Source organism: Amycolatopsis sp. YIM 10, from assembly GCF_009429145.1.
Taxonomy (GTDB): domain Bacteria; phylum Actinomycetota; class Actinomycetes; order Mycobacteriales; family Pseudonocardiaceae; genus Amycolatopsis.
Genome location: NZ_CP045480.1, coordinates 8,821,165 through 8,835,765 on the forward strand (window position 1 = coordinate 8,821,165; position 14,601 = coordinate 8,835,765).

The following is a 14,601-nucleotide window of genomic DNA, read 5'->3' on the forward strand; positions in this document are numbered from 1 at the left end:
GCACCTCCATCGGGCTTGTGAACCTTGCCCATTCTGTTGGCGCGATCACCGCGGGGCTTCTCCGTCACTGCGCTTGTCCCCCCGGCTCAAGCGAGCTTCGAGCGACGCGGCGAATTCGAAGAGCTCATCCCGCGATCATGAAAAACGCACGTCCAGCCGGGTAACGGGGCACTGGCGAAGCGTTACGGCTTACACCGATCCTGTTAGGTGACCGATTTGTCCCGACGACCCGGACAAAAACCATTACGGAGGGAATTTCTATGGACACGACCGCCGACGCCGGGTCCGGTGCGCGGGCCGGGCGGCGAGAATGGCTGGGGCTGGCGGTGCTCGCACTGCCGACCCTGTTGCTGTCGCTGGACCTCAGCGTGCTGTACCTCGCGCTGCCCCACCTCAGCGCGGACCTGGGCGCCACCGGCACCGAGCAGCTGTGGATCACCGACATCTACGGCTTCCTGATCGCCGGTTTCCTGGTGACCATGGGAACACTGGGTGACCGGGTCGGTCGCAAGCGGCTGCTGTTGATCGGCGGGGTCGCCTTCGCCATCGCCTCGGTGCTGGCCGCCTTCTCGGCCAACCCGGAAATGCTGATCGCCAGCCGGGCGCTGATGGGTATCGCGGGCGCCACGCTGATGCCCTCGACCCTGGCCCTGATCAGCAACATGTTCACCGACCCGAAGCAGCAGGGCACCGCGATCGGTGTCTGGATGGCCTGCTTCATGGGCGGCATGGCGCTGGGCCCGGTCATCGGTGGCGCGCTGCTCGACGCCTTCTGGTGGGGCTCGGTGTTCCTGCTCGCCGTTCCGGTGATGCTGGCGCTGGTCGTCTTCGGCCCGTTCCTGCTGCCCGAGTACAAGGACGAGAACGCCGGCAAGCTCGACCTGGTCAGCGTGGTGCTCTCGCTGGCGACCATCCTGCCCGTCATCTACGGCCTGAAGGAGCTGGCCAAGCTCGAGTTCAGCGTGGTCAGCATCGGCGCGATCGTGGTCGGCCTGATCATCGGCGTGGTTTTTGTCAAGCGGCAGCACTCGCTGGAGAACCCGCTGCTGGACATGAGCCTGTTCAAGAACCGCACCTTCACCGCCGCCATCGCGATCACCACGGCCGGCGGCATCATGAGCGGCAGCTACCTGCTGATCAACCTGTACCTGCAGGTGGTCGAGGGGCTGTCGCCGCTGCAGGCGGCGCTGTGGCTGCTGCCGTCGGCGGCGACCACCATCGTCAGCGTGATGGTGGCACCGATCATCGCCCGCAGGGTGCGGCCGGGTTACGCCATCGCCGCCGGCCTGGTCGCGGTGGCCGCCGGTTACGTGCTGCTGACCTTTGTGGACGGTCCTGGTGGGCTGGCGATCGTGATCGCCGGTCTGGTCGTCTCGGCGGCCGGCGCGGGTCCGATGGGCTCGCTCGGCACCGGGCTGGTGTTCTCCTCGGTCCCGATGGAGAAGATGGGCTCGGCGTCCTCGCTGTCGGAGACCGGCGGTGAGTTCGGCATCGCGATGGGCGTGGCGACGATGGGTGTCATCGGCACCGCGGTCTACCGCGGTCAGATGGACGACGTCGCCATCCCCGCCGACGTGCCGGCCGCCGCGGCCGACGCGGCTCGCGAAAGCATCGCCGGTGCCGCCGCGGCGGCGCAGTCGGTGCCGGGTGCGGCCGGGGAAGCACTGCTTTCGGTCGCGCGTGACGCGTTCAGCACCAGCCTGAGCACCACCGTGACGGTCAGCGCCGCGATGGCCGTGCTCCTGGCCATCGTCGCCGCGACGGTCCTGCGGCACGCCCCCGCCACGGGCGCCGCCGAAGCCGGAGCGGAAGCCGGCGCCGAGGCGACCGAGGAAAGCCCCGTCGCAACGAACTGAGCAATACCCGCAAAAGCGACCCCCACCAGGCAGTCCGGGCCTGGCGGGGGTCGCTCTATTTTGTGCCCTTCTCCCATCTTGCTACATCAACTTCCGCCGTTGACCGATTTGCCGGGCTTTCGGTAACTTTGTTGGTAGATGACAGACGGCAATCAAGCAAACGCCGAAGGTTATCAACTTCCGGGATTCTCCACCACATTGTTTGTTCACACGGCTGAATGGAGTTCGACTGTGCAGAAGAAGCTGATCGCCAAGGCCGCCGCCGCTTTCGCGCTGGCGGGCGGGCTCACCCTGGCTTCGCAGGCGGGCGCGTCGGCCGCGGGCACCGTTTCGGTGACCCCGGCGACGGGTTTGACCAGTGGTGCCACGGTGACCGTCTCGGCGACCGGGCTGACCGCGAACCTGGAGCACTTCGTCGGTCTGTGCGGGACCGTCGGCGGCCAGTACGCGTGTGACGCAACGGGGGTTGTGTCGGTCACCACCAACGCCAGCGGGGCGGCGAGCACCCCGCTGACCGTGAAGAAGACGTTCACCGGCACCGTCGGCGGCGGCGGTTCGGTCACCGTGGACTGCGGTGCGGTCCAGTGCGTGATCGGTGTCTACAACGCCGATGGCTCCGCCGGCGCCAGCACGAACGTTGCCTTCAGCTGACCACACACATGTTGCCGTGAATGTGGCTTTCGCAGCGAACTCCGCCGCGAAAGCCACATTCACCGCACACCCAGCCAAAAACACGGCGAAGACCCCTTTGTCAAGGCATCGTCCCAGCCTTGACAAAGGGGTCTTCGCCGTAGTCACACTAAAAAATCGGGGCGGTGGCCCCCGGAGAAACATCCCCCGCAAAAACCCCATCCGGATCAACAACCGCCCGAACCGCATCCACCCGCGCAATAGCCGCTTCCGAAAGATGCCGCTGCGGCTGCTGCCAGTTCTCCACGAAACTGGGCACAGTCCACCCACTGTCCCAAGGGGAAAGCGCCGAACGCACCACCGCGCAGTGCCCCTCCACCGCATCCCGCGAAGAAGCATCCACCACGAGCCCAGCCCCCGAATACGCGAATCGCCCCGCGAATGAGGACAACGCTCCACCAGCCGGATCCGCCACCGAGTACGCCCCGCCCAGCTGCCGCATCCCCGCGCTGATGAACGGCGAACCCGACTCCGGCCCCACCACGCGCAGGAACTCCGCGGCCCCAGCCGAGTCCAGGTCACGAAGCAGCAGGTGATCCCCCGCGATCGGCACCGGGTCTTCCGGATCCATGTGCGCTTCCAGCACGGCCGACGGCTTCGTCAGCGCCCAGCTGTCCATCACCGGCTCGGCCACCGAACGCAACCGCCCCAGCAGCTCGTCCGCCTGCGCCTGCGCCGTGGCGACGCCATCCTCGGTCACCGCCAGCACGGCACCGTCCACACTCAACACCGGACCGGACCGCAGCACCTCCGGGATCTCCGGAAGATCCGGCAGGTTCATGATCTGCAACGAAGTCGTCGCCTCCCACGGCGCGTCGACCGACCAGCGCAACCACTCGTCCAGCAAACGCGCAGCATGAGAACCAGCCCAGAAAGCCGATCCGGTGATCACCTTCGCCGCCGGGAACAGCTCGACCTCAAGGGCGACAACAATCCCGAAGCCCCCACCGCCGCCACGAACCGCCCAGAACAGCTCCTGGTTCTCCGTCGCCGAAGCCCGCACCAGCGATCCGTCAGCCGTGACCAGTTCCACCGCGCGCACCAGGTTCGTCGCCACCCCGAGCTGACGCCCGTAGTAGCTCATCCCGCCACGCAGCAGATATCCGACCACACCAACGGTTCCGGACGAACCATGCGGTGCGGCGAGCCCAAAGGGGGCGGCCGCCTCGGCGACCGCTCCCCACAGCGTGCCCGCCGGAATCCGAGCCACCCGCCGCGAAGCGTCGACCTCGACCGGCCCCGGCGGCCGTACCTTGAGCAGCAGCGAACCGTCCATCGGCCGCTGCGTCGGCGACGCGTGCCCGGTGGTGTGCACCCGCACGCCCATCCGGAACGACCGCGCATATTCCAGTGCCGCGCGGATTTCCTCCACAGTGGACGCCACGACCGCGGCCGCCGGCTCGGCGGGAGCGGTCAGGTTGAAGACCGCCGTCGCCTCGTCGTAACCGGGCTGCCCCGGCAACCGGACGGCCATCAGATCCGCTCGGCGGTGAAGAAGACGAACGTCTCCGGCCCGGACAGCTCGACGATCCGCATCCCGGCCCGGTCCAGCCACGCCTTGATGTCCTCCAGCTCGAACAGCAGGTGCCCGGCGGGACGGCTGGGGAAGAAGTGCGACTTCTGGAAGTGCCGGTAGATCGGGTCCTGGCCGAACAGGAAGGTCATGCAGGTGAACGTGCCGCCCGGCCGCAGCACCCGGCCGACCTCGAGGATCGCGGTCTCCGCGTCGTCGGGGAAGGCCTGCAGCGCGTTCCACATGTTCACCGCGCCGAAGCTGGCGTCGGCGAACGGCAGGTCGAGCGCGCTGCCCTGCACCGCGGGCACCTCGGGCAGCCTGCTGCGCAGCACGCTCAGCATCGGCAGGCCCATGTCGAGCGCCAGCAGGCGGTCCGGGCCGACGGTGTCGGAAACCACCGTGGTCCAGCGGCCCGCGCCGGCGGCGAGGTCGAGCACCGGGCCGTCGACCGGCTCGATGTGCGTGGCGATGTAGGCGTCCTCATCGGACGGAGTGACCGCCCCGCCCCAGTTCGATCCGGCGATCTGGAGGTAGGCCGGGCGCAGCACGGACTCGTAGTACAGGCCCATGGTCGGCATCTCGGCCAGCTTCTGCAGCAGGTCCGCGGTCTCGTCGTCGTTGCCGGTGCTGATCGTCTCGGCGATGCCCGCGGTCAGGTCCAGCACGCCGTTGGCGACCGGGTACGAGGTGGCGCACTCGGGGCAGCGAACGGTCTCGTTGCGGATCTCCAGCGCACCGGAGCAGTTCGCGCAGCGGAACGCCTCGACGTGCGCACCGAACAGACCCGAGGTGCTCGAGTCGATCTCCTCGTCCGACTCGTAGCGCGAGGGCGGGTTCTGCGCCACCTGGACCACGTCGCCGTTCAGCACCGCCCAGTACGCCTTCGCACCGGAGAAGCCGAACACGGTCTTCGTGTCGTTCTCCCAGTTCGTGGTGATCTGCTCGGTCGACAGGTCGTTGATCCAGCTCTGGTCGAAGTCCTGCTCGGAGGCGTTGAGCGCCCAGATCGACGGCGCGGGCCACACCCGGCCGAGGTCCGGCTTGGCCAGGTCGAGCGAGGCCAGCGCGCGCTCCAGCCGGGTCTGCTCCTCCGGGCCGAGTCCGATCCCCGCCACCGCGTCGAGAATGCGCTCGCGGTCACCGGGGAAGTGGGAGAGCAGGTACAGCAGGGCCAGGGTGAACGCCTGCGAGTTCGACTCACGGGCGACCAGCGCCAGGTAGTGGTCCAGCCCGGCGCGCACCGCCTGGTTGACCGGACCCGACTCCGGGTATTCGGCCTCGGCGAGCAGGCCGAGCAGGATCACCAGGCGGCCCTGGTGGTCCTCGGTGACCTGGTCGAGCACGTCGACCAGCACCGGCGCGGCGGGCAGGGCCAGCTCGGTCAGGACGCCCTCGCTCCACACGGCACCGGCCAGCTTCTCGAACTCGGCCTGCAGCTGCTCCGGCTGGGCGCTGGCGAACGCCTTCACCAGTTCGGCGATGGTCGAGTCGGTAACGGCGTCAGTCATTTCTGCGCGTCCTTTCCAAGGTTTGGTCAGCTCAGCCGGGTTTGCGGGCGGAGACGATCACGTACCCGATCTGGTCCTTGCGCGGGGCGAAGAACCCGAGGTGGTTGCGGGAGAACTCACCCACCGCCGCCTCGCCGAACTTGGCGGTGATCTCGTCCCGGCTGCGCATCGCGGTCTCCAGGTACTTCGTTTTCATCCCGAACGCGCGCGGGCCGCACTGGGTGTACTCCTCCACCGCGAACCCGGCGGCGCGGGTCAGGTCCAGCCACTCGGGCAGCGTCGGCAACGCACCGAGCTTCAGCGTTTCGACGAACTTGGCCACCCGCGCCGGATCGCGGTCGGACTCCAGGCTGAAGTCGGAGAAGGTCAGCCGCCCGCCGGGACGCAGCACCCGGAAGAACTCGCCGAGCACGGTCGCCAGGTCCGGCGCGTTCTGCAGGGATTCCAGCGCCAGCACCGCGTCGAAGCAATTGTCCGGATAGGACAGTGCGGTGAAGTCGCCGTACTCGAACCGGGCGCGCTCGGCCACGCCGGCCGCTTCGGCCCGCTTCCCGCCCTGCGCGATCTCGTACGCGCTGAGCGTGATGCCGGTGACCCGCACGCCGTACTCGCCGGCCAGGTAGACCGCGGTCTCGCCGGGGCCGCAGCCCGCGTCGAGCAGGTGCTCACCCGGTCGCAGCCCGAGGGTTTCGGTGACCTTGCGGCTCATCCGGTGCACGGCCTCGGGCAGCGTGGCGTCGTCGTGCCGGTCGAACCAGTACCACATGTGGATCTGGCCGTCGCGCAGTTCGTCACCGATCGGCGAGCGCTCGTCGTAGTGCTTGCCGATCTCGTCGGAAATGCTCATGAGAACTGACCCGGCTGCCGTCCCTCACCCGCCGGGCCGCGATAGGCCTGCGCGAGGTCGAGCCAGCGGTCGGCCTCGGCGCCGGTGGCGGTCAGGTCCAGGTCGGCGCGGTGGCGGCGACGGGTGACCAGCAGGCAGAAGTCCCACGCGTCACCGGTGATCCGCTCCTCGGACTCGGCCGGGCCGAACGCCCACAGCGCACCGGAGGGCGAGGTCAGCTCGAACCGGAACTGGACGTCGGGCTCGGGCAGGTTCCGCGCCTGGTAACCGAAGTTCCAGGTGCGCACGGCGAAGCCGACGAGGTTGGCGATGCGGTCGGTCTTCACCCGCTCGACACCGAGCGTGTCGGCGATGTCCTGGCCGTGGCCGAACAACTCCATCATGCCCGCGCAGGCCAGCACGGCCGGCGGCAGCGGGTTGACCAGCCACGGCACCACCTGGTCGGCGGGCACCGCGGCGAGCGCCTTGATACCGGTGTCGCGCTCGGCCCGCCAGCGGGTGAGCACCGACTCGGCGGGATCGTGGATGTACTCCTCGAGCGCGCCGTTGACCGCGGCCTCGAAGCCGTTCGGGCCGATCTTCGACGTGATCGCGTTGAACACGGCGGGCTCGGCGGCGGCCAGTCCGGCGATCTTGAAGATGAACGCCAGGTGCCCGACCTGGTGCTTGATGCTCCAGCCCGGTGCCGGGGTGGCCCTGGCCCAGTCGGCATCGGGGAGTTCCGCCACCAGCCGGTCGAACTCTTCAGCTTCGGCGGTCAGATCGGCGATCACCTGCTGGAAGTCCTTCACCCGTCCGTCCTCTCTCCACGCGTGAACATGACGTTCGCCGTGCACCCGCGAACCGGAGTACGGGTGCACGGCGTTCGCCGGGGCGCAGATCGCGGAAGGACGCCTGCGCAAAAGCCGAACCGTCGTCTACAGGTTGAGGCGGTCTCGCTTTGACCAGGCGGGCGATCTGACGCTTTCGAGTATGGAGGCGGCCTCAGCGGGCGGTCTTCTCCTTTCCCGCCCTCACCCCGCGCAGTTCCACTGCCCGGCGAGCCGCGGAAAAGGCAGCCCAGGAGGCGATTTCCACCAACACGACATCGCCGCCGGGCACATTTTCCACAATGGACTCATCGACCTGGAACGCGGAAAACGCGATGAGCAGCGCGAAGCGGGCCGGACCGCGATCTTGTTCGGGCAGCGCGGAAACCAGCGGCTCCACCCACGAACGGCTCAGGCCCTTCGGTTCGCCGGTCCAGTCGCGCAGCCGGCCTTCGACCAGTTCTCGAACCTCGGCCGAGAGCGCGCGCTCCCCCGCCGCCTCGAAAGCCTTGAATGCCCGCGCGAATGCGTCGGCGAGCGGACCGTCCGCCCAGTCCGGCGCCGTTCCGCCGGCCGGGAGCAGTTCGAGCGCGGCACCGGGAACCGGTTCCGCACCGGGGCGCAGGAAACGGCCGAGCATGCCGCGCACGAATCGCTTCGCGTTCTCCGGTACCTCCGGCGGCAGCGGCGACGGTCCGAGAAACACGTGCACCACGCGGTTGAGGTATTCGAAGGTGAAGGCCACCGCGATCAGTTCGGCGGCCTGCGCGGCGGGCAGTTCCACCGAGCCGTCCCCGCGCGCCCAGGCGGCGACCGCCCGGATCTCCGGATCGGCGACGGTCTCGATGTTGTCGTCGGAAATGGCCGTGGCGTCCGTTGTGGACATCAGCCCGGCCATGGTGGCGCTGTGCACCTCGACGCAGTACGGGCAGGCGTTGCGCACCGAAACGGCGGAGGCGACGGCTTCCTTCGCCGCCCGGCTCGCGGTGCGCCCGGCGATCAGCGACTCGCGCAGGATCGTCCAGGCCGCGGCGAGCACCTCCGGTGCCGGCGAGTGCAGCGCCGTCGGTGGCGCCAGCATGCCGAAGTCCCGCTCGACCTGGCGGTAGACCGCCTTCACCAGACCGGTCGCGGAGCGTGGCCGGACCGGCCGCACGTGGCGGACCTGCTTGAGCGTCCGGCGCAGCGCGAGCCGGATCGGCAACGGTGTCATGGTGACCCCTTCTTCGGGAACGGGCCACCGAAAACGGCTATCCGGCGGCCACGGTCAGGGTGGCGACGTGTGCGGTGCCCGCGACCACGGCACTGGCCAGCGCCCAGCCCACGGTGTCGGCCAGTGCCTTGGCCCGGCCGGGTTCCGGCCGCCAGACGGCGAACCAGGACAACCCGACCATCGCGATCACGAGCCCGGTGTTGAGCAGGACTCCGGCCCGGTCCGAGCCCGCCCCGAGCCAGGCTCGAGCGAACTCGACGCTGGCACCGGTCGCCGCGGCCAGCAGGACCCACGGCGTCAGGCGGTGGGCCATTCGCAACGGCACCGTGGTGCCCGGTTCGGTGTGACGCGCCAGGAACAGCGGCACCCCGAGTCCGGCCAGGAAGACCACGGCGAACTGCCGCGGCAGGTCCAGGCCGTCGGTGAGCAGCAGCGTGAGCACGCCGGCCACCGCCGCCGCCCACGCCACCGCGACCCGCGCGATCCGCTCCTGTTCGGCGAAGAACGGGCGCATCAGCGCGCAGGCCGCGACGGTGAGCGCGGCGGCGACCAGCAGGACCTGCAACCAGAGCGTGCCGGTGGTGACGCCGAAGGTGATCACGTGGTCGTGCGGACCCTGTGTCACCCGCGACATGTCAGGCCACCCCGGCCTTCGCCTTCGCGGCCGGTTCCACCTGGCGCAACGCGCAGGCGCAACGCATCATCGCCCGCTCCTCGGCGCTGGGGCGCAGGTGGTAGATCATCGCGATCACCATCGGGATGAAGACGATGGTGTTGTAGAACAGGTGCAGCTCGACCCTCGGGATCAGCAGCTGCGCGATGCTGGTCGGCTTCGCCCCGCCCATCAGGTTCGCCCCGGTGAGCGCCTGCAGCAGCAGGAGCAGGTGCTCGAAGTGGTGCCACACCTGGATCCACATGGCGACCTTCCACCACGTCTTCGACCGGCCGACAAAGCCGTGGCGAAGAATGATGAAGCTCACCATCATCAGAATGGCGTAACCGTAGTGCATCCATTCGGAGGTAACCAGCCAGGGAAATGGCATACCGAGCACGCCCCTGGCCTCCGGAACGGGCCAGCCGAGCGCGTAGACCTGGATCGCCTGGGCGATGTGCTCGGCCCAGTGCGCCAGCACTACCACGCTGTACAACAGCAGAGCGGGCTTGTGCCAGTCGGTGTTCAGCTTCTCGCTGAACGCCTTCCAACCGCCTGAGGTCCGCGTTTCCGCCATCTTTTCAGTCTCCCGCCAGACTCAGTGCCAACTTGGTCACTCCTCGCCGTCCGCTGATCGAGCCGTCCGGCGACGGTGCGCCGTACTTTACGTCGATTCCGCGATTTTGTGCGGCCTTGACAATTCCGGGAACAGCGCGTTCGGCCAGTGCGGCGATGGTCATCGCCGGGTTGACGGTGAGCGCGCCGGGCACCGCGGAGCCGTCGGTGACGAAGATCCCGGGGTGGTCGCGCAGCTCGTGGTTCGGGTGCAGCGCCGAGGTGGCCGCGTCGTCCCCGATTCGGCACGAGGCCAGTGGGTGCACTGTGTACGCACCGACCACGTCGTTCGTCCACGGCGCGATGGTGGCCAGGCCGTCCTTCTCCATGATCTCCTTGACCTCGGCGTCGGCCTTCGCCCAGCCACTGAGCGTGTTCGGCGTCGGGTCGTACTTCAGCGCACCGCGGCCGAGCATCTGCTGCGAGACGCGGAACGCGTTGCCGGTGGGCGGCGGCGGGCCGAACACGCCCTCGTTGTCGTCCTCGGTCATCAGGAAGATGGTCAGCCACGACCGCCAGCGCTTGAGGATCTCCTTCTTCTCCTTGCCGAACCAGGTCGGCGCGTCACCGCCGGGGACCTGGGCGAGAATGGTGCCGAGGCCGGGCGGGAAGTACAGCTGCTCCATCGAGTACCGCGAGTACTCGGGCAGCTTCTCGTCGAGCCGGTCCCAGCAGGCCACGGTCGGGCCCTTGCCGATCTGGTTCGCCTCGTACGCCAGTCCGTCCTCACGGGACAGTCCGAGCACCTCGCGCACCTTGTCCTCGTTGAGGATCGCGGTGTTCAGCCGCTCGCCGTTGCCGGAGAAGTAGCGGCCGACGCCGTGCGGCATCTTGCCCAGCGCCTCCTCCGAGCGCTGCAGGATCACCGGGGTGGCCCCGGCGCCCGCGGCCAGGATGACGATCTTCGCTTCGATCACGCCGCTTTCGCTGTGCACGCGGTAGTCGACGTCGTCGACGATGTTGTAGTGCACCCGGTAGCCACCGTCGTGCGTCCGCTCGATCTTCTGCACCTCGTGCAGCGGGCGGATGGTGGCGCCGTGCGAGATCGCGGCGGGCAGGTAGTTGGTCAGCATCGAGCGCTTCGCGTCGAACCGGCAGCCGCCCATCATCCAGTTGCAGTTGGTGCACTTGGCGTTGTCGATGGCGACCGGGGTCGGGTTCGCGGTGCGGCCGGAGTGGTGGCAGGCGGCGGCCCACAGCCCACCGGAGTAGGTGACGTCGTTCCAGTCCTGCTGGGTGACCGGGATGGCCTCGGCGACCCGGTCGTACCACGGGTCGAGGGTGTCACGGCTGATCTCGGCGGGCCACATGCGACGGCCGATGCTGCCGTGGCGCTCGAAGACGAACCGCGGCGCGCGCGGCATCGCGGCGAAGTAGACCACGCTACCGCCGCCGACGCAGTTGCCGCCGAGCACGCTCATCCCGTCACCGACGACGAAGTCGAAGGCCCTGGTGTAGGAGGAGCCGAGCAGGAAGTCGTGGTCGAAGTCCTTGGTCTCCAGCCACGGGCCGCGCTCGAGCACGGTGACCTTGGCCCCGCCGGCGGCGAGGTGGTAGGCCGCGATGGCACCGCCGAAACCGCTGCCGACGATGAGGACCTCGGTTTTGTCGCTGGTCATGCGGGGCTCCCTGAAGGCGTGGTGTCCGGGTGGACTTCGGCGAGCTTGCGGCCGTAGGAGTAGTTCGGGAAACGCCAGAGGCCGTCGGCGTCGGGCGTGGTGATGCCCATCGCCCGCAGCCCGGGGTGCCCGTCGGCGAGGGCCTGCGCGGTGCTCAGGTGCGGGGCGCTGTCGAAGGCCATGTTGCAGAACAGGGCCAGGCTGACCCAGCCGTCCTTCTCCGGGTGGCCGTTCTTGGTCAGCTTCAGGATGAGCTGGACACGGTCCTCATAGGACAGTGCGACGAACTCCGGCAGGCTCGGGTCGAGGTCCCTGCCGTGCTCCTCGGCGTAGGCCTTGGCGTGCCCGTTGAGCATCGGCACGAGGAAGTCGAGCCCGGCGGTGATCCCGGTGGCCTCGGTCTCCAGCAGCTCGATGGCACCGGCCTCGACCGAGCCGGGCCCCTCGGAAACCCCGGCGATGGCATGGTCGTCGGGATGGCGCTTCTCGCCGGGAACGATCGTGTCGGCATACGCCTCGAGCGTCATCACCTTGACTGCGCGCGCGTCGGGATTGGCCGCGTCCACGGGCGTCTCCTCTCTACGGACCTTGGTTTCCATGAGATCAGGACGCGGGGGCCGGGTACGTCTTCTGGCTTGCCGAGGGGTTTGTCCGAGCCACCCAGCCCTTCCCCATCCCCGGTCCAAAGCCAAAAACACGGCGAAGACCTCGAAGTCAAGGCATCTTTCCCGCCTTGACTTCGAGGTCTTCGCCGTAGTCACACTGAAAAACCGGGGTGGCTCCCACAAGGGGTGGCCGGCGGATCCCCGAGGGGTGGGTGGGCGGGGATCCGCCGGCGGCTCATTCCGCCTTGCGCACGGTCATCGGCAAGCCGCCTTTCGCGCGCAGCGAGAGCATGGGTTCCGCGACCACCTGGTGGCCCGGCACCCCGGTGAGCGTCAGTTCCCTGGCGATCATCGCGAGCACGAAGACCGCCTCCATCAGGCCGAGGCTGTTCCCGACGCAGAACCGCGGACCCGCACCGAACGGGATGTAGGCGTACCGCGGCCGTCCGGCCGTGGCGTCCGGGGCGAAGCGGTCCGGGTCGAACTCCGCCGGGCGGTCCCAGAAGTCCGGGTGCCGGTGCAGGGTGTACGGGCACACCACCACATCCGAGCCCGCCGGCACGTGGTAACCGGCGATCTCGTCGTCCTCCAGGGCGAGTCTCGGCAGGATCCACACCGGTGGGTACAGGCGCATCGCCTCGGAGATGACCTGGTTGGTGTAGACCAGTTTCCGGATGTCCTCGTGCTGCGGCAGCCGGTCCCCGAGCACCTCGATGGCCTCCGCCCGCAGGCGTTCCGCGACCTCCGGGTGCCGGTCGAGCAGGTGCAGCGACCAGCTCAGCGTGCTCGCCGTCGTCTCGTGCCCGGCCAGCAGCAGGGTGACCAGCTCGTCCCGCATGCGCTGCTCGCCGACCGCCGGGTCCGCTTCCTCCCGGGTGGACACGATCAGTCGCGAAAGGACATCGTCGCCGATGGCGCCGCCCGTGGCGTCGCGGTGGGCGACCAGTGCGTCGACCACCCGCTGCAGTTCCCGCCGTGCCGCGCGGAAGCGCAGCTGCTTGGGCAACGGGACCCACATCGGCACCATCGACAGCGTGACCATCTCGAACATCGCCTGGTCCTGCACGGCTTCGAACGAGTGGCCCACCGCGTCGAACGCGCCGAGATCGGCGTCGAGCAGGGTCCGGCCGAGCACCCCGAGGGTCAGCCCGGTCATCTCCTGGGTGATGTCGATCGGCCCGCCACCGGCCCGCGACCGCAGGCGGTCGACCAGCTTCGCGCCCTCCTCGGCCACGATGCCCGCCTGCGCCACGATCCGCTTGTGCTGGAACGCGGGCTGGATGATCTTGCGCTGCTTGCGCCAGAGCTGGCCCTCACTGGTGAGCAGGCCGTCCCCGAGCGCCCGCTTCGCCTGTACCAGGCCGATTCCCTTGTGGTAGTTCGACGCGTTGTCGGCCAGCACGTACTTCGCGGGATCCGGGTGGTTGAAGAAGTAGAGCGTCTTCGGCCCGATGGCCATCCGCACCGCGTCGCCGTAGGTTCCGGCGGCTTCCGACATCAACCGCAGCCGGTCGCCCGCCAGGTGCTTGAGCAGCCGGAAGGTCGCGGACCGGGGCGGGCCCGGCGGCACCCGTCGAGGGGTGCCGCCGGAGTCCCGAGTCCGCTTGAGCAGGCTCACGCCGCCTTCTCGGCCGGTGGCGGATCGGCCGCCTTCGCCGCGATGGAGACCGGGGCCGGGATGGACTCGGTTCCCGCCGGTGGCGCGGCTTCCAGTTTCGCTTTCTCCGCCGCGGCTTTCTGCTCGGCCTCGAACTGCAGCCGCGCCTTGTTGACGAAGTGCAGCGCCCAGAGGAAGCCACCGCGGATCAGGCAGACCGCGGCCGTGGCGAAGAACAATCCGTAGGCGATCCCGGCGCCGGTGAGCACGCCGTACAGGGTCGCCACCCCGGCGCCGAAGGCGAACTGCGAGCCCGGCTTCGACGGCGTGGTACCGGGGTCGGTGATCATGTAGTTGGTGAACAACACGAACGCCACACCGGTCATCGTGCCGAGCGCGCCGAGGATCGCGGTGTCCAGCAGCACCCCGCGGACCACCGACTGCAGCGCGAAGAAGCTCAGCCAGCCGAAGATCAGCCACATGCGGCCGGTCAGCTTCGCGTTCAGCATGGTGCCCGCGACGATGATCAGCACCGGGATCAGCCAGTCGATCACGCCGGAGACGTTCTCGGTGAAGTGGTAGGGCGGCGCGATGCTGGCCCACGGGAACACCAGCAGGATCACCGCGATACCGAAGTTCGACGGGTTCATGTAGTGGCGCAGCCTGCCGCGGACCGGCGCCCGCAGCACCCACTTCGCCCCCACCGCGACCACGATGCCGAACAGCATCACCAGGATCTGGTCGTTGGGATAGGTCAGCATGTTCACCGCGAGGCTGGTGATGTGCGCGGGGAACAGGAACTCCACCAGGCCCTTGAAGCCGCTACCGAGGAAGCGCGGTGCGCGGCCCTCGACCCTGGCGTTGATCATTTCCAGCCCGAGTTCCACCGAGTACCCGGTGGCCAGTGCGATGAACGGCCACAGCCACGGCTGCTCGAAGCCGAGCACGGTGTACCCGAGGATGTTGAACACGGTCATCGAGATCGCGAACCGGCGCAGGGCGGTGATCACCTTGGGGTCGCGGGGCGGGCCACCCGAATTCTGCGGCGGGCCACTGGGTTTCTGCTCGGCCATG

The 14,601-nt window shown here is 68.8% G+C and carries 13 protein-coding genes; 2 read left to right on the plus strand and 11 right to left on the minus strand.

What is annotated here, in order from left to right; genetic code table 11:
• Positions 1-260: 260 nt before the first annotated feature.
• Both YIM_RS40775 and YIM_RS40780 read left to right on the plus strand, forming a co-directional pair.
• Positions 261-1,856 carry an MFS transporter gene (locus tag YIM_RS40775; RefSeq protein WP_153035443.1) on the plus strand — a complete coding sequence of 532 codons (1,596 nt, stop codon included), beginning with the start codon at positions 261-263 and terminating at the stop codon, positions 1,854-1,856.
• Between the two features lie 231 nt (positions 1,857-2,087).
• Positions 2,088-2,507 carry an enediyne antibiotic chromoprotein gene (locus tag YIM_RS40780; RefSeq protein WP_228004332.1) on the plus strand — a complete coding sequence of 140 codons (420 nt, stop codon included), beginning with the start codon at positions 2,088-2,090 and terminating at the stop codon, positions 2,505-2,507.
• A gap of 148 nt (positions 2,508-2,655) precedes the next feature.
• Here the strand turns inward: YIM_RS40780 and YIM_RS40785 are convergent, their stop codons facing one another.
• The 11 genes from YIM_RS40785 to YIM_RS40835 all read right to left on the minus strand — a co-directional run bounded on the left by YIM_RS40785 (position 2,656) and on the right by YIM_RS40835 (position 14,600).
• Entirely contained in the window at positions 2,656-4,020 is a 1,365-nt protein-coding gene (locus YIM_RS40785) for an FAD-binding oxidoreductase (RefSeq protein WP_153035445.1), read from the minus strand.
• Positions 4,020-5,570: a class I SAM-dependent methyltransferase gene (locus tag YIM_RS40790; protein ID WP_153035446.1), complete on the minus strand. Its 1,551-nt coding sequence runs from the start codon at positions 5,568-5,570 to the stop codon at positions 4,020-4,022. Before YIM_RS40790 ends, YIM_RS40785 begins: the two co-directional genes overlap by 1 nt.
• Before the next feature lie 31 nt (positions 5,571-5,601).
• The gene (locus tag YIM_RS40795; protein ID WP_153035447.1) at positions 5,602-6,417 is read right to left on the minus strand and encodes a class I SAM-dependent methyltransferase; all 816 of its coding nucleotides are present in this window, start codon (positions 6,415-6,417) and stop codon (positions 5,602-5,604) included.
• Complete coding sequence (locus YIM_RS40800) at positions 6,414-7,208, minus strand: TIGR03084 family metal-binding protein (RefSeq protein WP_153035448.1); 795 nt, start codon at positions 7,206-7,208, stop codon at positions 6,414-6,416. The genes YIM_RS40795 and YIM_RS40800 overlap by 4 nt, the downstream gene beginning before the upstream one ends.
• Before the next feature lie 193 nt (positions 7,209-7,401).
• Positions 7,402-8,439 (minus strand): carboxymuconolactone decarboxylase family protein, encoded by a 1,038-nt coding sequence (locus YIM_RS40805; protein ID WP_153035449.1) that lies wholly within the window; start codon positions 8,437-8,439, stop codon positions 7,402-7,404.
• A gap of 37 nt (positions 8,440-8,476) precedes the next feature.
• Positions 8,477-9,073: a DUF6239 family natural product biosynthesis protein gene (locus YIM_RS40810; protein ID WP_153035450.1), complete on the minus strand. Its 597-nt coding sequence runs from the start codon at positions 9,071-9,073 to the stop codon at positions 8,477-8,479.
• 1 nt (position 9,074) lies between these two features.
• Positions 9,075-9,668 (minus strand): hypothetical protein, encoded by a 594-nt coding sequence (locus YIM_RS40815; RefSeq protein ID WP_153035451.1) that lies wholly within the window; start codon positions 9,666-9,668, stop codon positions 9,075-9,077.
• Between the two features lie 4 nt (positions 9,669-9,672).
• Positions 9,673-11,325, minus strand: coding sequence for an FAD-dependent oxidoreductase (locus tag YIM_RS40820; RefSeq protein ID WP_153035452.1), 1,653 nt, complete (start codon positions 11,323-11,325; stop codon positions 9,673-9,675).
• On the minus strand, positions 11,322-11,852 hold the full coding sequence (locus tag YIM_RS40825; RefSeq protein WP_153037565.1) for a DUF5987 family protein: 531 nt from the start codon (positions 11,850-11,852) through the stop codon (positions 11,322-11,324). The genes YIM_RS40820 and YIM_RS40825 overlap by 4 nt, the downstream gene beginning before the upstream one ends.
• A 313-nt stretch (positions 11,853-12,165) precedes the next feature.
• Entirely contained in the window at positions 12,166-13,548 is a 1,383-nt protein-coding gene (locus tag YIM_RS40830; protein WP_228004333.1) for a cytochrome P450, read from the minus strand.
• Complete coding sequence (locus YIM_RS40835; RefSeq protein ID WP_228004334.1) at positions 13,545-14,600, minus strand: enediyne biosynthesis protein; 1,056 nt, start codon at positions 14,598-14,600, stop codon at positions 13,545-13,547. The genes YIM_RS40830 and YIM_RS40835 overlap by 4 nt, the downstream gene beginning before the upstream one ends.
• Position 14,601 lies beyond the last annotated feature (1 nt).